The following is a 19833-nucleotide window of genomic DNA, read 5'->3' as shown; positions in this document are numbered from 1 at the left end:
ACCGTACCATGCAAACTCGTGACGATATTTTCAACACCCTGCGCGACGCCTTGGTGGAACTGTTTGAGCTGGAACCTGAACGCGTCACGCTTGACGCCAACCTGTACCAGGACCTGGAAATCGACAGCATCGACGCCGTGGACCTGATCGACCACATCAAGCGCCAGACCGGCAAGAAGATCGCCGCCGAAGAGTTCAAGGCCGTACGCACTGTGAACGACGTGGTTGAGGCGGTGTACCGTCTGGTCCAGCCCGCCGCATGAGCCGGCTGATCGGCCTTGGCCTGTTGTTGGCGGGGCTGCTGTACCCCTTCGCTGTGTATTACGGCACCGAGCACTTTGCGCCGTGGCAGTTCGGCTTGTTGCTGGGCAGCTTGTGGCTGCTGCGCGCCCTGACGGCTGCGCGGCGCCCGGGCAGCCGGGCGATGGCCGCGACGGTGATCCTGTTCTGCCTGCTGCTGGCCTGGTTTGATAACCCGCAGTGGCTGCGTTGGTACCCCAGCCTGGTCAGCGCGTTCATGTTGGCGCTGTTCGGCCTGAGCCTGAAATACGGCCCGCCGATGGTCGAACGCCTGGCACGCATGACTGACCCGCAGCTGCCGCCGAAGGCAATTGTGTATACCCGCCAGGTCACCGTCGTGTGGAGTGCATTTTTTCTGTGTAATGGCTTGCTCGCTGCCGCGCTCACGCTGTGGGCGCCGCTGAGCTGGTGGACGTTGTACAACGGCTTGATCGCCTACGGGCTGATGGCGCTGTTGTTTGCCGTGGAATGGCTGGTACGACAAAGGGTTCGGGGCCGCGTATGAATGGGTTGAAACTTGAGCACTTGTTGCTTGAGCCGCTGCAACAGCGCCGGGTCACCACCGAGCCTGACATGAATCACGCCCAGCTGTTGGAGGCGTCCCTGCGCCTGGCGGCCGGCCTGCAGGCGCGAGGCATCCGGCGCCTGGCCGTGTACCTCGAAGACGCGGGCGTCCTGGCGATTGCCGTGCTGGGCGCCTGGCGCGCCGGTGCCAGCGTGCTGCTGCCCGCCGACCTGCAACCCCAGACCCGCCAACGCTGGGCGCCTGCCGTCGACGCCTGGCTGACCGAAGCCGCTGACCTCGAGGCGCTGTACCAGATGCCACTGAGCCCCGCGGTGCTTGATCTGGACAGTTGCCAACTGAGCCTGTGCACCTCCGGCTCCAGCGGCGAGCCCAAGCGCATCGACAAATCCCTGCGCCAACTGGCCAATGAAGTCCAGGCGCTGGAAGCCCTGTGGGGCGCGGACCTCAAAGACGCCTGCATCATCGGCAGCGTCGCGACCCAGCACATCTACGGCTTGCTGTTTCGCGTGTTGTGGCCGCTGTGCGCAGGTCGCCTCTTTGTGCGCAAACAACTGGCATTCCCCGAAGACATGCAACGCGCCAGCCGCGAATACCCCCGATTTGCCTGGGTCGCCAGCCCGGCGCTGCTCAAGCGCATGGGCGACAACCTTGACTGGCCGGCGCTGAGCCGAGTAGCGCGGGTGTTTTCCTCCGGCGGTGCGTTGCCGGTTGAAGCCGCCGGCAGCCTATACGACCGCTTGCAGCAATGGCCGACGGAAATTCTCGGCAGCTCGGAAACCGGCGGCATCGCCTGGCGCCAGGGCGCGCAACCCTGGCAGCCGTTTGCCGATGTGCAACTGAGCCAGGATGCCGCCGGCGCGCTGCGCATCGCATCAAAATACCTGCCCGAAGGGCATGTGGAGCAAACCGCCGACGCCGCACGCATCCATGCCGATGGCCGTTTCGAATTGCTGGGCCGCCTGGACCGCATCGTCAAGCTGGAAGAAAAACGCATCTCCTTGCCGATGCTGGAACAAGCGCTGATGACCCACCCCTGGGTTGCCGAAACCCGCCTGGGCGTGGTGCAGGAAAACCGCGCCTCCCTCGGTGCCCTGGTGGTACTCAGCGCGGCAGGCCTGCATGCCCTGCGCAATCAGGGCCGGCGCACGCTTACCCAAACCCTGCGCCAGCACCTGGGCCAACACTGCGAAGCCCTGGCCCTGCCCCGGCGCTGGCGATTGCTGCGCCAATTGCCGCTGAACAGCCAGGGCAAGCTGCCCCAGGCCGATATCGAAACACTTCTGCTGGCTCCCCGGCCAAAAGCCCCTGAAGTGCTGGAGCAGGTCGAAGCCGACGGTGAATGGACCGTGCAACTGAGCGTTCCGCCGGACCTGGTCTATTTCAGCGGGCACTTCCCGGTAACGCCCGTGTTGCCAGGCGTGGTGCAGGTGGAATGGGCGTTCAACCTGGGCCAGCAGCTGCTGGATTTGCCGGGCACATTCGCCGGGATGGAAGTGCTCAAGTTCCAGCAGCTGGTGCGCCCAGGCGACCGTATCGAACTGCACCTGCGCTATGACCGGGAACGCCGAAAACTGTACTTCGCCTACCGCAACGGTGTCGCCGCCTGTTCCAGCGGACGGATAGTGCTGGAGGCTGCACATGCATAACCCATGTGCCCTGATCCCGGTCTACAACCACGAAGCCGCCGTGCCCACAGTGGTCCGCAGCCTGCTCGACAGCGGCCTGCCCTGCCTGCTGGTCGACGACGGCAGCAGCCCGGCCTGCGCAGCGGTACTGGCGCAACTGGCGACCCTGGACAGCGTCACCCTGCTGACCCTGCCCAGCAACCAGGGCAAAGGCGGCGCGGTCATGGCCGGTTTCCGGGAGGCGGCGAGCCTGGGCTACACCCACGCGCTGCAAGTGGATGCCGACGGCCAGCATGACTTGCGTGAAGTCGAGACCTTTATCGACACCTCCCGCCGGCACCCCAACGCGATCATCTGCGGCTACCCCGAATACGACGACAGCGTGCCCAAAGGCCGCTTGTATGCGCGCTACCTGACCCACGTATGGGTGTGGATCAACACCCTGTCGCTTGAGATCCGCGACTCGATGTGCGGCTTTCGCGTGTACCCGCTGGCGCCGACCCTGGCGCTGATGGACTCGGCCTACATCGGCACGCACATGGATTTCGACTCCGACATCCTGGTGCGCCTGGCCTGGCGCAACCAACCGATGCGCTGGCTGCCGACCCAGGTGCACTACCCGGCCGACGGCTTGTCGCACTTTCGCTTGTTTCGCGACAACGTTCGCATCAGCGCCATGCACACGCGCTTGTTTTTCGGCATGTTGGTGCGTGCGCCGATGATCCTGTGGCGACGGTGGCAGGCATGAGCGACAGCACCAAGCACTGGGCCGACCGCGAGGAGCGTGGCAGCTTCTGGCTGATGAAGTTCACGGCGATCGCGGCAAAAATCCTCGGCCGTCGCCTGCTGAGCCCATTGCTGTACAGCATCGTTTTTTACTTCTTCCTGTTCGGTCGCACCGCCCGCCACAGCGCCTGGCAATACCAGCAGCGCCTGGCCGAATGGAGTGGGCGCAATGAGCTACGCCCCACCCACAGGAAAGTCTTCGGCCAGTTCATGGCCTTCGCCGATTCGCTGCTGGACAAGCTCGATGTGTGGAACGGCAAGCTAAGCCTGGAGCAGATCGACATCGACGACCCGGCGCAATTGCGCGGGCAACTGCGTGGCGAACGCGGGCAGATGCTGGTGGGCGCGCATCTGGGCAACCTCGAAGTGTGCCGCGCCCTCGCGGAAATCGGTGAACAGGTCACCATGAACGTGTTGGTGCACACCAAGCACGCCGAGCGTTTCAACCGCCTGTTGGGCGAAGCCGGCGCCACCCATTTGCGCCTGATCCAGGTCAGCGAGCTGGACCCGGCCACCATGCTGCTGCTCAGCCAGCGCCTGGACGACGGCGAGTGGCTTGCGATTGCCGGCGACCGCATACCGCTGCACGGCGGGCGCACGGTGCGCGTGGACTTCCTCGGCCATGCCGCCGCCTTCCCCCAAGGCCCGTGGCTGCTGGCCGGCCTGCTCAAATGCCCGGTAAACCTGCTGATGTGCCTCAAACACCAAGGTCGCTATCGCCTGACCATCGAGCCTTTCGCGCCGTTGATCGAATGGAAGCGCAGCACCCGCGAGCAAGTGATTGCCGAGTGGACTGCACGCTACGCCGCACGCCTGGGCCAGTTCTGCCTGCAAGCGCCCCAACAATGGTTCAACTTTTACCCTTTCTGGAAGACCGATGACGACGCATCTTGAGCCGGTAACCTTTGGCGAACGCCCCTTGCGCATCGAAGACGTGCTGGCCCTGGCCAACCGTCAGGTGCCCACGCAATTGCAGGGTGATGCTGCCTATCGCCAGCGCATTGCCAAAGGCGCGCAGTTCCTCGACTCGCTGCTGGACAAGGAAGGTGTGATCTACGGCGTGACCACCGGCTACGGCGACTCCTGCGTGGTGGCGGTGCCGCTGGAACACGTCGAAGCCTTGCCGCGTCATCTGTACACCTTTCACGGATGCGGCCTGGGCAAATTGCTTGATGCCCAGGCTACTCGCGCCGTACTGGCGGCGCGTTTGCAGTCGCTGTGCCACGGGGTGTCCGGGGTGCGCGTGGAACTGCTGGAGCGCCTGCACGCCTTCCTCGAACACGACGTACTGCCGCTGATCCCGGAAGAGGGTTCGGTGGGTGCCAGCGGCGACTTGACGCCGTTGTCCTACGTGGCCGCGACCTTGTCCGGCGAACGCGAAGTGCTGTTTCGTGGCGAACGCCGCCAGGCGGCCGATGTGCACCGCGAACTGGGCTGGGAGCCTTTAGTGCTGCGCCCCAAGGAAGCCTTGGCCTTGATGAACGGCACAGCAGTAATGACCGGCCTGGCCTGCCTGGCCTTCGCCCGCGCCGACTACCTGCTGCACCTGGCCACGCGCATCACCGCGCTGAATGTAGTTGCGCTGCAAGGCAACCCGGAGCACTTCGACGAGCGCCTGTTCGCCGCCAAGCCGCACCCGGGGCAAATGCAGGTCGCCGCTTGGCTGCGCAACGACCTGGCGATTGATGCGCCAACGGCGCCATTGCATCGCCTGCAGGATCGCTACTCCTTGCGTTGCGCCCCCCACGTGCTCGGCGTGCTGGCCGACAGCCTGAACTGGCTGCGCTCATTTATCGAGATCGAGCTCAACAGCGCCAACGACAACCCGATCATCGACGCCGAAGCAGAACGCGTGCTGCACGGTGGGCATTTCTACGGCGGGCATATAGCCTTTGCGATGGACAGCCTCAAGACCCTGGTGGCCAACGTTGCCGACCTGCTCGACCGCCAACTCGCGTTGTTGGTAGACGTACGTTACAACCACGGTCTGCCGAGCAACCTGTCAGGCGCCCCGGCTGATCGCGCGATGATCAACCACGGCTTCAAGGCCGTGCAGATCGGCACCAGCGCCTGGACGGCCGAAGCGCTGAAAAACACCATGCCGGCCAGCGTGTTCTCGCGTTCCACCGAGTGCCACAACCAGGACAAGGTCAGCATGGGCACCATCGCCGCCCGCGATGCCATCCGTGTGCTGGAGCTGACCGAGCAGGTCGCCGCCGCTACCCTGCTCGCTGCCAACCAGGGCGTGTGGCTGCGCGCGCAGGCCGAGGATGCACGACCGCTGCCACCGGCATTGGCCGCGATGCACGCAGAACTGGCCCAGGACTTCCCGCCGGTCATCGAAGACCGCGCCCTGGAAAGCGAACTGCGCCTGTGCCTGCAACGCATCGCCGAACAACACTGGAGGCTGCATGCGTAGCCCCGGCGTGTTGCACAGCGACACGCAAATCCTCGTGCCGTTTTTCGATATCGACACCATGCACGTGGTGTGGCACGGGCATTACGTGAAGTATCTGGAAGTGGCGCGCTGTGCGTTGCTGGACAAGCTCGGCCATAACTACACGGCGATGCTGGAGTCCGGCTACGCCTGGCCGGTAATCGACATGCAGCTACGCTATGTGCGTGGCGCCATCTTCGGCCAGACCCTCAATGTGCGCGCCAGCCTGGTGGAATGGGAGAACCGTTTGAAGGTGAACTACCTGATTACCGACCTGGCCAGCGGCGAGCGCTTGACCCGCGCCAGCACCGTGCAGGTGGCGGTAGAAATCGCCAGTCGCGAGATGCAGCTGGCCTCGCCCAAAGTATTCACCGACGCCGTCGAAAGGGCCCTGAAATGAAATCCCCTGTAGGAGCGAGCTTGCTCGCGAAGATCGCCCATAAAAACCCGGGCCACCTGACACCCTGTGGCGCCCTCAGGTTTTTCGCGAGCAAGCTCGCTCCTACAGTGGCAGCGTTGTTGCTGAGCTTCAGCGCCCATGCTTTTGACCTGCAGCAGTTGAGCGATCAGCTCGCCAAACCCTCCGTCATCCACGGCAGCTTTACCCAGGAAAAACACCTGCGCGCCCTGCCCCAGCCGCTCGTCAGCAAAGGCACCTTCGTGCTCGCCAAGGATCACGGCCTGCTGTGGCTGCTCAAAACCCCACTGCAACAGGACTACCGCATCAACGCCCAAGGCATTGCCCGGCGTGACGCCAACGGCTGGCAACCGCTGCCGAACAAGAGCGCCGGTGCCGAGCAGAATCGCTTGTTCCTCGCGGTGCTGCAGGGCGACAGCAGCGGCTTGCAACGTGACTTCGAACTGCAACTGCAAGGCCAGGCCCAGCAATGGAAGCTCACGCTGACTCCGCGTTCGCTGCTGCTCAAGCAAGTGTTCACCCGGATCAACATCGACGGCGGCGAGCTGGTGCACACCATCGAACTGCTGGAAACCCAGGGCGACAGCACCGTGCTGCGCATGCAGGACAGCACGGCCAGCCAGCCCTTGAGCGCAGCGGAGCAACACGACTTTGCCCAGTGAGCGTTTGCTGCCGCGTCTGTTCCTGATCCTGCTGGTGGCCGTGCTGGCCCTGGCCGGCTGGCAGTGGCGTCATGGCGCGCCGCTGTCGGCCAACCTGATGGAGCTGGTGCCCGGCAGCACGCCGGACGCCCTTGAACAGCAAGCCGAACAGCGCATGCAGGAGCCGCTCAACCGCGAAATGCTGGTGCTGGTGGGGCATGCCGACCGCCAGCAAGCACTGGCTGTGGCACAACAATTGGGCGAGCGTTGGCAGGCCAGCGGCTTGTTTGAAAAAGTACAGTGGAACCTGCAAGCCGACCTGCCGGCGTTGCGCGAGCAACTGCTGCGCGGACGTTTGTCGATGCTCTCGGCCAAGGACCGTGAGCAACTGATCGAGCAACCCGACGCCTTTATCCAGCAGCGGGTACAAGCGCTGTTCGACCCGTTCACCGGCTTCAGCCTGGTGCCCAGCCAGGACGACTGGCTGGGCCTGACCGGGCGCATCCAGAACAGTCAGCCGCAACACGGCTCGGTGCAGCTGGATATCGGCAGCGGCGCCTTGATCGCCGACGCCGATGGCAAAAGCTGGGTACTGCTGCGGGCGCGCACTACCGGCAATGCCTTCGATATGCACTTGCCGCTGCAAGTGGCGGACCTGCTCCAGGCCAGTCGCGCACAAGCCGGCGAGCATGGCGCGCAGCTGCTGGCCGCCAGCGGCTTGCTCTATGCCGCCAACGGGCAACGGCAGGCCACCCGGGAAATCACCTGGGTCGGCGGCGGTGCGACCGTCGGCATCCTGCTGTTGCTGCTGCTGGCATTCCGACGCTGGCGCGTATTGCTGGCGTTTGTGCCGGTGCTGGTGGGCATGCTGTTTGGCGCGGTGGCCTGCGTGGCGCTGTTCGGGCATATGCATGTGATGACCCTGGTGCTGGGTTCCAGCCTGATCGGCGTGGCGGTGGATTACCCACTGCACTACCTGTCCAAAAGCTGGAGCCTGCAACCTTGGCGCAGTTGGCCGGCGTTGCGCCTGACCCTGCCGGGGCTGAGCCTGAGCCTGGCGACCAGTTGCATCGGCTACCTGGCGCTGGCCTGGACGCCGTTCCCGGCGCTGACGCAAATCGCGGTGTTCTCCGCCGCCGGGCTGGTCGGTGCTTATTTGTGCGCCGTGTGCCTGTTGCCGGCGTTGCTCAAGGGTGTGGAACTGCGCCCGGCGCAATGGCCGCTGCGTATCGCCGACAGTCTGTGGCAGATGCGTACGGCGCTGATCAAGCACGTGCCCGGTTCGGTGCTGCTGGTGTGGGTACTGTTGTTCTGCGCCGGGGGCCTGTGGCAACTGAATAGCAAGAACGATATCCGCCAATGGATAGGCGCGCCGCCGCAATTGCTCCAGGAAGCCCAGGCCGTAGCGCGCATCACCGGGTTCCAGCCCACCAGCCAGTTTTTCCTGGTGCGGGCCGACAATCAGCAGCAGTTGCTGGAACGCCAAGCCGCCCTGGGCAAACGCCTGGATCAGTTAGTGAATATGGACAAGCTCGAGGGTTACCTGGCGCTCAATCAGCTGGTGAGCCTGGCGGACGAACAGCAACAACTGCGGGATGCGCTGAACAAACTGCCGCAACACTGGCAGCCGCTGCTGGACCTCGGCGTACCCGCCAGCGCCCTGCAAGCCGAAGTCGCGCAGTTGCAGGCGCTGCCCATCACCGACATCGACGCCGCGTTGCAAGGGCCGCTGGCCGAACCCTGGCGTACGCTGTGGCTCGGCCCGGTCGACGGCGGCGTGGCAGCCATGGTCAGCCTGCAAGGCTTGAACAACCCGGCGCTGCTGCGGGTGCAGGCGCTGGACTTGCCCGGTGTGCAATTGGTCGATCGCCTGGGCGACTTGAACCGGGTGTTTGCCGACACGCAAATCAGCGCCGCCGAATTGAAGTTGATGTCTTGCGTGCTGATTGTGCTGTTGCTGATTGCCCCCTTCGGTTTCGGCGGTGCCTTGCGTATCGTCGCCCTGCCGCTGCTGGCCGCGCTGTGCAGCCTGGCCAGCCTCGGTTGGCTGGGCCAGCCGCTGACCCTGTTCAGCCTGTTCGGCTTGTTGCTGGTGACGGCCATCAGCGTTGACTATGCGATTTTGATGCGCGAGCAGATCGGCGGCCCGGCCGTCAGCCTGTTGGGCACACTGCTGGCAGCGCTGACGACCTGGTTGTCGTTCGGCCTGCTGGCGGTCTCAAGTACACCGGCGGTCAGTAATTTCGGCCTGTCGGTCAGCCTGGGCCTGGCGTTCAGCTTTATGCTGGCGCCCTGGGCCGGACAGCAGAAACACACCTTATGAATGCGATTATCGCCCATGCGGCAAGGAGCCCTCGTGCCCATAGTTGAAATGGAACGTCGCCAGGTGGTGGTGATCGGTGCCGGACCGTCCGGGGCCATCGCGGCCGCACTGCTAAAGCGCAAAGGGCATGATGTGTTGATCATCGAGCGCGAGCACTTCCCACGTTTCTCGATTGGCGAAAGCCTACTCTCGCACTGCATCGATTTTATTGAAGAAGCCGGCATGCTCGACGCCGTGCAAGCGGCGGGCTTCCAGGTGAAAACCGGTGCCGCCTTCGCCTGGGGCGAGCGCTACAGTGCATTTGATTTTGGCGACACGTTCAGCAACGGCAAGCCCACCACCTACCAAGTGCAACGCGGCGAGTTCGACAAATTGCTGGCCGATCAGGCGGCGTTGCAAGGCGTCGAAATCCGCTATGGCCAAACCATTGTCGGCGTGGACTTCTCCGGCGAGTGCCGCTACCTGCATGTGCGCCGACAGAACGGCAGCGAGTACCACATCAAGGCCAAGTTCGTGCTCGACGCCAGCGGCTATGGCCGCGTGCTGCCGCGTCTGCTGGACCTTGAAGCGCCATCGAACTTTCCGCTGCGCCAGGCCGTGTTCACCCACGTCGAAGACCACATCGCACACCCAGGCTTTGATCGCACCAAGATCCTCGTCACCACCCATCCGACCCAGCGCGATATCTGGTTCTGGACCATCCCGTTCAGCAATGGCCGCTGCTCAGTGGGCGTGGTTGCGGCCAAGGCGCATTTCGATGGCCGCGACAGCGACCTCGACGCCTGCCTGCGCAGCTTCATCGACGAAACGCCAAGCCTGTCCGGCGTGCTCAGCAATGCCGTATGGGACACCCCGGCGCGCAGCATCGGCGGTTACTCGGCCAACGTCAAAACCCTGCACGGCCCGGGCTTTGCGCTGCTGGGCAATGCGGCGGAATTCCTCGACCCGGTGTTCTCTTCGGGCGTGACCATCGCCATGCGTTCGGCGAGCATGGCCGCAGGTGTGCTGCACCGTCAGCTCAACGGCGAGACGGTCGACTGGCAAAGCGAATTCGCCGAGCCCTTGAAACGTGGGGTCGACACTTTCCGTTGCTACGTCGAAGGCTGGTATGCCGGCACGTTCCAGGACGTAATTTTCCATCCTGGCAGCTCGCCGGAAATTCGCCGCATGATCAGCGCGATCCTGGCCGGCTACGCCTGGGATGAGCGCAACCCGTTTGTCAGCGAGCCAAAACGGCGGTTGCGGATGTTGTCGGATATCTGTGCGAGTGAAGTGGTATGAGCAGCCCTGCCGTTGGAAAAAACTACCTGAGCAAGAATTACGTCGAAGAAACCAGATTCGGCTTCTGGTTCCTGCGCAGCCATACCTGGCAGCATCACGTCTTGCGGGTGGCGATCAACGATCTGCGCAGCCTGTTCAGCGATCCGCTGCCGGTGGCGCCGGTATTGCTCGACGCCGGTTGCGGCCAGGGTAAATCCTTCCGGTTGCTGCAGGAGGTGTTTGCGCCCTCACGCCTGATCGGCCTGGATGCTGACCCCCACAGCCTCGAACTGAGCCGCGAAGAAGCCGAGCGCCAGGGCATGGCTGTCGAGTTGATCGGCAGCGACTGCGCCACCCTAAAGGTACCGGACGCCAGCGTCGATATCCTGTTCTGCCACCAGACCTTCCATCACTTGGTGGAACAACATCGCGCACTCAAGGAGTTTTATCGGGTGCTCAAGCCGGGCGGTTATCTGCTGTTTGCCGAATCCACCGAAGCCTATATCGACACCTGGGTGATTCGCTGGCTGTTCCGCCACCCGATGCATGTGCAGAAAAGCGCCGAGCAATACCTGGAGATGCTCCACGAGCAGGGCTTTGAATTCGCCCCGCAGAATGTCTCGTACCCCTACCTGTGGTGGAGCCGCTCCAGCGACTTCGGCCTGCTGGAGCGCTGGGGCCTGCGCAAGGCGCCGCCGGTAGGCCAGCGCGAGGAAACCCTGGTCAACTGCGTAGCGCGTAAACCTTTGGAGAATGCTGCCCCATGATGCGCCTGCTGTTGATCGGTTGCGTGTTGCTGCTGAGCGCCTGTGCCAGCCAGGCACCGCTGCCGGAAAAAATCCCAACCCTGGCCTTGCCGATGCAATTGCACGTGCAGCGTCTGGCGGACGGCCAGAGCCAGGATTGGTTGCTGGTGATCCAACACGAAGGCAGCGCGATTCGTTGGTCGATGATGGACCCGCTGGGTATTCCCCTGGCCCGGCAAAAGCTGGTCGATGGGCAATGGCAGGCCGACGGCTTGCTGCCACCCAATCCCCAGGCCCGGGAGTTGTTCGCCGCGCTGCTGTTTGCCCTGACCTCGGCCGGTGAAGTGCCGGCGCTGTATCCGCACGCCCAGGCAATGGACTTGACGCGTACGCTGCCGGGCCATTGGCAGATCGTCTACCAGTCCTCCGAGGTGTTCAGCGTGAACATGGTCGACCAGCCGTTGCGTTATCGCATCACTCCGCTGGGCCTGCGCCGATGATCGCTTACCTCAATGCCCTCGGCGTGATCTGCGCCCTCGGCCGCGGCCAGGCCGAAGTCAGCCGCAAGCTGTTTGTCGGCGACTGCTCGGGCATGCGCGCCGAAAGCGGTTGGGTGCCGGAGCGCGTGGTGCCGGTGGCGGCCGTGCACGGCGACCTGGCGCCCCTGCCGGTGACGCTGAGCCAACAGAGCAGCCGCAATAACCAGTTGCTGTTGGAAGCGGCGTTGCAGATCGAAGCTCAGCTGCGCCAGGCGATCCAAACCTACGGGCCTTCGCGGGTCGGCATTGTGCTGGGCACCAGCACCTCAGGCATCGACGAAGCCAGCCGCGGCATTGCCCACTACTTGCGCGACCAGCAATTCCCCACCGACTACGACTACCAGCAACAGGAACTCAGCGCCCCGGCGAATTTCCTTGCCGACTGGCTGCAAGTGAGCGGCCCGACCTATGTGATTTCTACCGCCTGCACCTCCAGCGCCCGTGCACTGATGAGTGCCCAGCGCCTGCTGGATCTCGGCATCTGCGATGCGGTGATCTGCGGCGGTGTGGACAGCCTGTGCAAGCTGACGCTGAACGGTTTTACCGCATTGGAGGCGGTCTCCAGCGAGCGCTGCAATCCGTTCTCGGTGAACCGCAACGGCATCAATATCGGTGAAGCGGCGGTGCTGTTCCTGATGAGCCGCGAGCCAGCCCCGATCGCCTTGCTGGGCAGCGGCGCCAGTTGCGATGCCCATCATATCTCCGCGCCGGAACCCAGCGGCAGGGGCGCGCTGCAAGCGATGCGCAAGGCCCTGGCCAACGCAAAGCTGGCTCCCGGGCAGATCGGCTACCTGAACCTGCACGGCACCGCCACCCAACACAACGACGCCATGGAAAGCCTGGCGGTCGCCAGCCTGTTCCCCGACGGCGTAGCCTGCTCGTCGACCAAGCCCATGACCGGCCACACCCTCGGTGCCGCCGGAGCGCTGGAAGCGGCGTTCTGTTGGCTGAGCCTGAGCCACGGCTTGCTGCCACCCCACGTATGGGACGGCCAAGCCGACCCGGCGCTGCCCGCCTTGCAATGGGCACGCAGCGGCGACAGCTTGAAAAAACCCTGCCTGATGAGCAACTCGTTTGCCTTCGGCGGTAATAACGTCAGCCTGATAATCGCAGAGGCCCCATGATCGATTGGCCACTTGCCGAACTACTGCCCCATGCGGGCGACATGATCCTGATCGACCAGGTGCTGTCGTTCGATGAAGAGCAGGTCCGCACCCGCGTCACCGTCAAGCCCGGCGGCCTGTTCAACCGCCCTGACGGCAGCCTGCCGGCCTGGGTCGGCCTTGAGTTGATGGCGCAAAGCGTCGCCGCTTATGCCGGTTGCCGCGCGCGCCAGCAAGGCCAGGCGGTGGAGCTGGGTTTCCTGTTGGGCACGCGTAAATACGAGTGCAACGTGGAACACTTTCCCGCCGGCGCCGAGCTGAATATCCACGGCCTGCGCTCCCTGGAAGACGACAACGGCATGGGTGTGTTCGAATGCCACCTCACCGGCGACGGTATCCACGCCAGCGCGCGCCTTAACGTATTTCGACCGCCCCAGGCGGCCAACTACCTAGATGAATCGAAGGACCAAACGCCATGACTGAATCCGTACTGGTCACCGGCTCCAGCCGCGGCATCGGCCGCGCCATTGCCCTGCGCCTGGCCCAGGCCGGCCATGACATCGTGCTGCATTGCCGCAGTGGTCGCGCCGAAGCCGACGCCGTGCAGGTCGAGATCGAGGCCCTGGGGCGCATGGCGCGAGTGCTGCAATTCGACGTGTCCGACCGCGCCAGTTGCAAGGCCATCCTTGAAGCCGATGTGGAGCAACATGGCGCCTACTACGGCGTGGTACTCAATGCCGGCCTGACCCGCGACGGCGCCTTTCCAGCCCTGTCGGAAGACGACTGGGACGTGGTGATGCGCACCAACCTCGATGGTTTCTACAACGTGCTGCACCCGGTAATGATGCCGATGATCCGCCGCCGCGCCGCCGGGCGGATCGTGTGCATCACTTCGGTTTCCGGGTTGATCGGCAACCGCGGTCAGGTCAATTACAGCGCCTCCAAGGCCGGCTTGATCGGCGCGGCCAAGGCACTGGCCATCGAGCTGGGCAAGCGCAAAATCACCGTCAACTGCGTGGCGCCCGGCTTGATCGACACGGCGATGCTGGATGAAAACGTACCGGTGGAAGAGTTGATGAAAATGATTCCGGCGCAACGTATGGGCACCCCGGAAGAAGTCGCCGGTGCGGTGAATTTCCTGATGTCGGCCGAAGCCGGCTATATCACACGCCAAGTGCTGGCCGTGAACGGAGGCCTGTGCTGATGAAGCGCGTCGTCGTCACAGGCATGGCCGGCATGACCTCCCTGGGTAGCGACTGGGAGACCATTGCCGCCAACTTTCGCGCCAACCGCAGTGGCATCCGGCGCATGGATGAGTGGGACCGCTTTACCGAATTGAACACGCGCCTGGCCGGGCCCATCGATGATTTCGTCGTGCCCGCCCACTGGACCCGCAAGCAACTGCGCAGCATGGGCCGCGTCTCGCGCCTGGCAGTGTGGGCGGCGGAACAGGCGTTGCACGACGCCGGTCTGCTCGGCGACGCGTCAATCAAGGACGGGCGCATGGGCGTGGCCTGTGGCTCGTCCACCGGCAGCACCGATGAGATCAAGGCCTTCGGCAATATGCTGCTCAACTCGGTGGCCGAAGGGCTCAACGCCAATTCCTATGTGCGCATGATGCCCCACACCACGGCGGCGAATATCAGCATCTTCTTTGGCCTTACCGGGCGCCTGATCCCCACGTCGAGCGCCTGCACCAGCGGCAGCCAGGGCATCGGTTATGCCTACGAAGCGATCAAGTTCGGGCGCCTGCCGTTGATGCTCGCCGGCGGCGCCGAAGAACTCTGCCCCACCGAAGCCATGGTGTTCGATGCGCTCTACGCCACCAGCCTGAAGAACGACGCACCGCAAACCAGCCCACGCCCCTACGACAGCGGCCGCGATGGCCTGGTGATCGGCGAAGGCGGCGGCATGCTGGTGCTCGAGGAGCTGGAACATGCGTTGGCGCGGGGTGCGCACATCCACGCCGAGCTCGTCGGTTTTGGCAGCAACGCCGACGGCCAGCACACCACCCGTCCGGAGCAGAGAACCATGCGCCGCGCCATGGAGCTGGCCCTGGAAGATGCCGGGCTTGAACCGTCCGCCATTGGCTACGTCAACGGCCATGGCACCGCCACCGACCAGGGCGACATCGCCGAAACCCTGGCCACCAGCAGCCTGTTCGGCAGTCGCATGCCGATCAGCTCGCAGAAGAGTTTCCTCGGCCACACCCTGGGTGCCTGCGGCGCGCTGGAGTCGTGGTTCAGCATCGAAATGATGAACCGCGACGAGTACGTGCACACCTTCAACCTGGACTCGGTCGACCCGCAATGCGGCGAGCTCGATTACCTGCAAGGGGGCTTTCGCCAGATGCACAACGACTATGTGATGAACAACAATTTTGCCTTTGGCGGCGTCAACACCTCGTTGATCTTTCGCCGCTGGTCCTGACTTTTTAATCGATTGGAGAAAACGGAATGTCTTCCCTGCTACGCGCCACCCTGATCACCCTGGCCCTGCTGACCACCGCCGGTTGCACCAGCAAGCCGGTGCTCAACCCCCAGCATGAGTTGCCGGCCACCGGCCAGGTCAGCGAAGAAAAGATGAAACAGGCCATCGTCGCCGCCCTGCAGAAACGCGAATGGACCGTGCAACGCCTGGGCCCGCAGCTGGTGCAGGCCGAGATCACCGTGCGCGGCCAGTTCTATGCCGCCATCGATATCCGCTACAGCCGTAACAGCTACGCCATCACCTACCGCGACAGCCGCGACCTGGGCTACAAGGACGGCAAGATCCATCGCAACTACAACCGTTGGATAAGCATGCTGGATAGGGACATCCTGGCAGGGTTGCGCTCGACCGGGATGCAGTAAGGCCAGAAACGACAAAGGGCGCCTTTAGGCGCCCTCTTCACAAACAGGTTGGCTTGTCATCGCCGCTTCCTGCCTGGCTCTGCGGTGGCTGGTTGCCCAGGACCCTCAGAGTCTCACAAGCCCCTTTTCGGGAACTCGGCCAGTATGCCTGAAAGCAGGTTACCTGCAATCGGTGGCAAAACGCCGTCCATCTATATCCCACTTTATCGCAACCCAAGCGCACTGCGCACCGCCGCTTTTATCGCCAAAAATTGGTCATTGGTGAGTTCGGCTATTTTGTAAGTTCGTTTGCCATGACGATCTTTACTTTTGATTCGGTCCAGTCGACCCAAGCTGACTGTCGCGACGATGTCGCATTTAGCCCAGCAGACCGGGCTCGCTCCCTGAAGGTGGCTATCAAGCCGCAAATGGTGTTCCAACACCTGCTGTGGAGCGGTAGTACTCAGAGGTACCACCGTTACGAGCAGCTTATTCGTCCGGTGTTTGCGTATCACAATAACAGGTCGAATCTTGATGATTTCCGGAACCTCATAGCCACGAAAATCACAAATCAACACGCTGCCCTCCTTGGGCTGATAGAGAAGTGCCATCCATATCCACTCGCCTGAAAAAGAATGATTTTGCGCAAGTTTCTAGCGAATAACTAAGCCGGTTGCGTTACCTGATATGTGACCCCGCCTACACCAATACCTGACGCGTCAACAACTCCACAAACCCCTTCGCCATCGGCGTTTGCACGCCCTTGCGCTGTACCAGCCACACCGCCGTCATCGCCTCTGGGTCGAGCAGCGTGCGATAGACCACGCCATCAATGCGAATACGCTGGTAAGACGCCGGCAACACCGACACGCCCAACCCCGCCGCCACCAGGCCGATGATGGTCATCGCCTCCCCCGCTTCCTGGGCAAAATGCGGGCTGAACCCGGCGTCGCGGGCCAGGTTGAGCAGTTGGGCATACAGGCCGCTGCCGTAGGTGCGTGGGAAAAACACAAAGGGCTCCTGCGCCAATTGCGCCAGGTGCAAGCCGCGCTCACTGCCTTCCACCAAGGGATGGCCGGCGTTCAAGACCGCGACCAGCGGCTCGCGCATCAACTCGACCACGCTCAGCGAATCGGGCAATGGCAAAGGCCGCATCAGCCCGACCTGAATCGACTCATCCACCAGCGACTCGGCTACCTGGGTGCTGCTCATCTCTTGCAGGTTGAGGTGCACTGCCGGGAAGGCCTGTCGAAACGCAAAGATCGCCTGGGGAATACTGGAATTGAACGGCGCGGAAGACGTGAAGCCGATCTTCAGTTCGCCGAGTTCACCCAACTGTGCCCTGCGCGCCACATCCGCTGCCTTGTCGACCTGGGCCAGCACAAGCCGCGCCTCTTGCAAAAAAAGGCGCCCGGCCTCGCTCAGCTCGACCCGACGATTGGTACGCTCAAATAACCGCGCCCCCACCTCTTGCTCCAGTGCCTGGATCTGCTGGCTCAAGGGCGGCTGCGAGATACCCAGCACCTGCGCGGCGCGGCCAAAATGCAGTTCTTCGGCGACGGCGATGAAGTACCGCAAATGACGTAATTCCATACACCCCTCATTAGGTCGTAAAACCTATCAAACAGGTCGAACAATATATTGGAAAGAATCATTAGGCAGCTATATTCTTTTTGCATTGTCGGTCCTGGCAGCCTTTCCTCCCCGAGGTCCCCGTGAATTCTGCTGTTGCTCCACTCACCCAACAACCCCCTCCCTCCGCCCTCGATGAAGTGGTGGCGCAGCTCAATGACGAGTACATCGAAAAAGGCACGCCGATGTTCATGCGTACGGTGCTGGCACTGTTCTCCGGCGGGTTTGCCACCTTTGCCCTGTTGTATTGCGTACAGCCAATGATGCCGGCGCTGTCCCACGAGTTTTCCATCAATGCGGCGCAAAGCAGCCTGATTCTATCGGTGGCGACCGCGATGCTTGCCTGCGGCCTGTTGGTCACCGGGCCAATTTCCGACAGGCTGGGGCGCAAGCCGGTGATGGTCGCCGCGTTGTTCTGCGCAGCGCTGGCCACCATCGCCAGCGGTCTGATGCCGACCTGGGAGGGGATTCTGCTGATGCGGGCGCTGGTGGGCCTGTCCCTGAGCGGCCTGGCTGCCGTGGCGATGACCTACCTCAGCGAAGAGATCCACCCGCAGCACATCGGCCTGGCCATGGGTTTGTACATCGGCGGCAACGCGATTGGCGGCATGAGCGGACGCCTGATCATCGGCGTGTTGATCGACTTCGTCAGCTGGCACACCGCAATGCTGATCATCGGTGCCCTGGCACTTATCGCTGCCACGGTGTTCTGGAAGATCCTCCCCGAATCGCGCAACTTCCGCGCCAGCAGTCTCAAGCCACGCAGCCTCGTGGATGGCTTTGTCATGCACTTCAAGGATGCGGGCCTGCCATGGCTTTTCCTTGAAGCCTTCCTGCTGATGGGCGCCTTCGTGACGATGTTCAACTACATCGGTTATCGCTTGCTGGCTTCGCCCTACGAGCTGAGCCAGGCGTTGGTGGGCCTGCTGTCGCTGGTGTACCTCTCGGGTATCTACAGCTCGGCCAAGATCGGCTCCCTGGCCGACCGCCTTGGCCGCCGCCGCGTGCTGTGGGGCACCATCGTGTTGATGCTTTCGGGGATGTTACTGACGCTGTTCACGCCGCTGTGGCTGGTAGTGCCGGGCATGCTGGTGTTCACCTTCGGCTTCTTCGGCGCGCATTCGGTGGCCAGCAGTTGGATAGGACGTCGGGCGGTGAAAGCCAAGGGGCAGGCGTCGTCGCTGTACTTGTTCTGCTACTACGTGGGGTCGAGTATTGCCGGGACCGCGGGAGGGTTCTTCTGGCATTTTGCCGGGTGGAACGGGATTGGCGGATTCATTATCGCGCTACTGATCGGCGCGTTGCTGGTGGCGTTGAAACTGGCGAGGTTGCCGCCGCTGGGGCAGGCCTGAAGGTTTCGGGCTTTTAATGTGGGAGGGGGCAAGCCCCCTCCCACATTTTTGCTCTGTGTTTTACTCGTGGTACTGCGCGGACAGTTCGTGCACGGCGCGCAAGAACGCACCCGCATGCTCCGGGTTCACTTCCGGCGTAATGCCATGGCCAAGGTTGAACACATGGCCGGTGCCCTTGCCATAGCTGGCCAGGATGCGCCCGACTTCGGTGCGGATCGCCTCCGGCTTGGCGTAGAGCACGGTCGGGTCCATGTTGCCTTGCAGCGCGACCTGGCTGCCAACGCGGCGGCGGGCTTCGCCGATATCGCAGGTCCAGTCCAGGCCCAGGGCATCGGCCCCGGCGTCAGCGATGCTTTCCAGCCACAGGCCGCCGCCCTTGGTGAACATGATCACCGGCACCTTGCGGCCTTCGTGCTCGCGGATCAGGCCGCTGACGATCTTGCGCATGTAGGCCAGGGAGAATTCCTGATACGCCGCCGCCGACAGGTTGCCGCCCCAGGTATCGAAAATCTGCACCGCTTGGGCGCCGGCCATGATCTGGCCGTTGAGGTACGAGGTGACCGACTGCGCGAGCTTGTCCAGCAGCAGGTGCATGGCTTGCGGGTTGTCATAGAGCATGGCCTTGGTCTTGCGGAAGTCTTTCGACGAGCCGCCTTCGACCATGTAGGTGGCCAGGGTCCAGGGGCTGCCGGAGAAGCCGATCAGCGGCACGCGGCCGTTCAGCTCGCGGCGGATGGTGCTGACCGCATCCATCACATAGCCGAGGTCTTTGTGCGGATCAGGAATCGGCAGGGCTTCGATATCGGCCAGGGTGCTGACGACCTTTCTGAAACGCGGGCCTTCGCCGGTCTCAAAGTACAGACCCTGGCCCATGGCGTCGGGAATGGTAAGGATGTCGGAAAAGAGGATGGCCGCGTCCAGTTGTGGGTAGCGGTCCAGCGGCTGCATCGTGACTTCGCAGGCGAACGCAGGATTCATGCACAGGCTCATGAAGTCGCCGGCGTGGGCGCGACTGGCGCGGTATTCCGGCAGGTAGCGACCGGCTTGACGCATCATCCACACAGGGGTGACGTCCACAGGTTGCTTGAGCAGGGCACGAAGGAAACGGTCGTTCTTGAGGGCAGTCATGTCGGCATCCGCAAAAAAAGTGCGGGCATTTTCTCAGAGCGCGACGCAAAAGGCACGGAATGCGCCGTGCCTTTTGTCTATCGAGTTGATTTGCAGCAATGTCTTGAACCTGCACAAATCAAATGTGGGAGGGGGCTTGCTCCCGATAGCGGTGTGTCAGGCAACTAGATTATTGCTGATGTACAG

21 protein-coding genes are annotated in these 19833 nt (G+C 63.1%); 18 read left to right on the top strand and 3 right to left on the bottom strand.

Features of this window, described 5'->3' with window-relative positions; genetic code table 11:
- Positions 1–8: 8 nt before the first annotated feature.
- From KVH01_RS09725 to KVH01_RS09645, 17 genes are read left to right on the top strand one after another with little or no spacing between them, the layout of a single operon-like run.
- On the top strand, positions 9–263 hold the full coding sequence (locus KVH01_RS09725) for an acyl carrier protein (protein ID WP_003209389.1): 255 nt from the start codon (positions 9–11) through the stop codon (positions 261–263).
- A complete protein-coding gene (locus KVH01_RS09720) occupies positions 260–805 on the top strand; it encodes a COG4648 family protein (protein WP_057010676.1) in 546 nt (181 codons plus the stop codon). The genes KVH01_RS09725 and KVH01_RS09720 overlap by 4 nt, the downstream gene beginning before the upstream one ends.
- Positions 802–2472: an ApeI family dehydratase gene (locus tag KVH01_RS09715; RefSeq protein ID WP_217881284.1), complete on the top strand. Its 1671-nt coding sequence runs from the start codon at positions 802–804 to the stop codon at positions 2470–2472. Before KVH01_RS09720 ends, KVH01_RS09715 begins: the two co-directional genes overlap by 4 nt.
- Positions 2465–3199 carry a glycosyltransferase family 2 protein gene (locus tag KVH01_RS09710; RefSeq protein WP_217881283.1) on the top strand — a complete coding sequence of 245 codons (735 nt, stop codon included), beginning with the start codon at positions 2465–2467 and terminating at the stop codon, positions 3197–3199. The genes KVH01_RS09715 and KVH01_RS09710 overlap by 8 nt, the downstream gene beginning before the upstream one ends.
- A complete protein-coding gene (locus KVH01_RS09705; RefSeq protein ID WP_217881282.1) occupies positions 3196–4131 on the top strand; it encodes an LpxL/LpxP family acyltransferase in 936 nt (311 codons plus the stop codon). The genes KVH01_RS09710 and KVH01_RS09705 overlap by 4 nt, the downstream gene beginning before the upstream one ends.
- The gene (locus KVH01_RS09700; protein WP_217881281.1) at positions 4115–5656 is read left to right on the top strand and encodes an HAL/PAL/TAL family ammonia-lyase; all 1542 of its coding nucleotides are present in this window, start codon (positions 4115–4117) and stop codon (positions 5654–5656) included. Before KVH01_RS09705 ends, KVH01_RS09700 begins: the two co-directional genes overlap by 17 nt.
- Positions 5649–6074: an acyl-CoA thioesterase gene (locus KVH01_RS09695; protein WP_217881280.1), complete on the top strand. Its 426-nt coding sequence runs from the start codon at positions 5649–5651 to the stop codon at positions 6072–6074. The genes KVH01_RS09700 and KVH01_RS09695 overlap by 8 nt, the downstream gene beginning before the upstream one ends.
- Positions 6071–6754 carry an outer membrane lipoprotein carrier protein LolA gene (locus KVH01_RS09690; RefSeq protein WP_217881279.1) on the top strand — a complete coding sequence of 228 codons (684 nt, stop codon included), beginning with the start codon at positions 6071–6073 and terminating at the stop codon, positions 6752–6754. Before KVH01_RS09695 ends, KVH01_RS09690 begins: the two co-directional genes overlap by 4 nt.
- Positions 6744–9056 (top strand): MMPL family transporter, encoded by a 2313-nt coding sequence (locus KVH01_RS09685; protein WP_217881278.1) that lies wholly within the window; start codon positions 6744–6746, stop codon positions 9054–9056. Before KVH01_RS09690 ends, KVH01_RS09685 begins: the two co-directional genes overlap by 11 nt.
- A gap of 33 nt (positions 9057–9089) precedes the next feature.
- Entirely contained in the window at positions 9090–10337 is a 1248-nt protein-coding gene (locus KVH01_RS09680; RefSeq protein ID WP_217881277.1) for an NAD(P)/FAD-dependent oxidoreductase, read from the top strand.
- The gene (locus KVH01_RS09675; protein WP_043047222.1) at positions 10334–11083 is read left to right on the top strand and encodes a class I SAM-dependent methyltransferase; all 750 of its coding nucleotides are present in this window, start codon (positions 10334–10336) and stop codon (positions 11081–11083) included. Before KVH01_RS09680 ends, KVH01_RS09675 begins: the two co-directional genes overlap by 4 nt.
- Entirely contained in the window at positions 11080–11562 is a 483-nt protein-coding gene (locus KVH01_RS09670; RefSeq protein WP_043047223.1) for a hypothetical protein, read from the top strand. Before KVH01_RS09675 ends, KVH01_RS09670 begins: the two co-directional genes overlap by 4 nt.
- Entirely contained in the window at positions 11559–12725 is a 1167-nt protein-coding gene (locus KVH01_RS09665; protein WP_217881276.1) for a beta-ketoacyl-[acyl-carrier-protein] synthase family protein, read from the top strand. The genes KVH01_RS09670 and KVH01_RS09665 overlap by 4 nt, the downstream gene beginning before the upstream one ends.
- Complete coding sequence (locus KVH01_RS09660) at positions 12722–13183, top strand: ApeP family dehydratase (protein WP_217881275.1); 462 nt, start codon at positions 12722–12724, stop codon at positions 13181–13183. The genes KVH01_RS09665 and KVH01_RS09660 overlap by 4 nt, the downstream gene beginning before the upstream one ends.
- Positions 13180–13908, top strand: a complete 729-nt coding sequence (fabG, locus tag KVH01_RS09655) for a 3-oxoacyl-ACP reductase FabG (protein WP_217881274.1) — start codon at positions 13180–13182, stop codon at positions 13906–13908. Before KVH01_RS09660 ends, fabG begins: the two co-directional genes overlap by 4 nt.
- Positions 13908–15134 carry a beta-ketoacyl-ACP synthase gene (locus tag KVH01_RS09650; RefSeq protein WP_217881273.1) on the top strand — a complete coding sequence of 409 codons (1227 nt, stop codon included), beginning with the start codon at positions 13908–13910 and terminating at the stop codon, positions 15132–15134. The genes fabG and KVH01_RS09650 overlap by 1 nt, the downstream gene beginning before the upstream one ends.
- A 26-nt stretch (positions 15135–15160) precedes the next feature.
- Positions 15161–15556: a hypothetical protein gene (locus KVH01_RS09645; RefSeq protein ID WP_217881272.1), complete on the top strand. Its 396-nt coding sequence runs from the start codon at positions 15161–15163 to the stop codon at positions 15554–15556.
- A 203-nt stretch (positions 15557–15759) separates the two neighbouring features.
- Here the strand turns inward: KVH01_RS09645 and KVH01_RS09640 are convergent, their stop codons facing one another.
- Positions 15760–16146, bottom strand: a complete 387-nt coding sequence (locus tag KVH01_RS09640; RefSeq protein ID WP_032878300.1) for a type II toxin-antitoxin system PemK/MazF family toxin — start codon at positions 16144–16146, stop codon at positions 15760–15762.
- Positions 16147–16234: 88 nt separating this feature from the next.
- Positions 16235–17128 carry a LysR family transcriptional regulator gene (locus tag KVH01_RS09635; RefSeq protein ID WP_217881271.1) on the bottom strand — a complete coding sequence of 298 codons (894 nt, stop codon included), beginning with the start codon at positions 17126–17128 and terminating at the stop codon, positions 16235–16237.
- 179 nt (positions 17129–17307) lie between these two features.
- Here KVH01_RS09635 and KVH01_RS09630 point away from each other — a divergent pair, with 179 nt between their 5' ends.
- Positions 17308–18519: an MFS transporter gene (locus KVH01_RS09630; RefSeq protein WP_404822040.1), complete on the top strand. Its 1212-nt coding sequence runs from the start codon at positions 17308–17310 to the stop codon at positions 18517–18519.
- Between the two features lie 60 nt (positions 18520–18579).
- On the opposite strand, the gene hemE is transcribed toward KVH01_RS09630, so the two are convergent.
- Positions 18580–19647 (bottom strand): uroporphyrinogen decarboxylase, encoded by a 1068-nt coding sequence (gene hemE, locus KVH01_RS09625; RefSeq protein ID WP_057010659.1) that lies wholly within the window; start codon positions 19645–19647, stop codon positions 18580–18582.
- Between the last annotated feature and the right edge of the window lie 186 nt (positions 19648–19833).

This window comes from Pseudomonas khavaziana (assembly GCF_019145205.1).
Classification (GTDB): Bacteria; Pseudomonadota; Gammaproteobacteria; order Pseudomonadales; family Pseudomonadaceae; genus Aquipseudomonas; species Aquipseudomonas khavaziana.
Note: the sequence above shows the minus strand (reverse complement) of the source record. Positions and strands in the feature narration are given on the sequence as shown.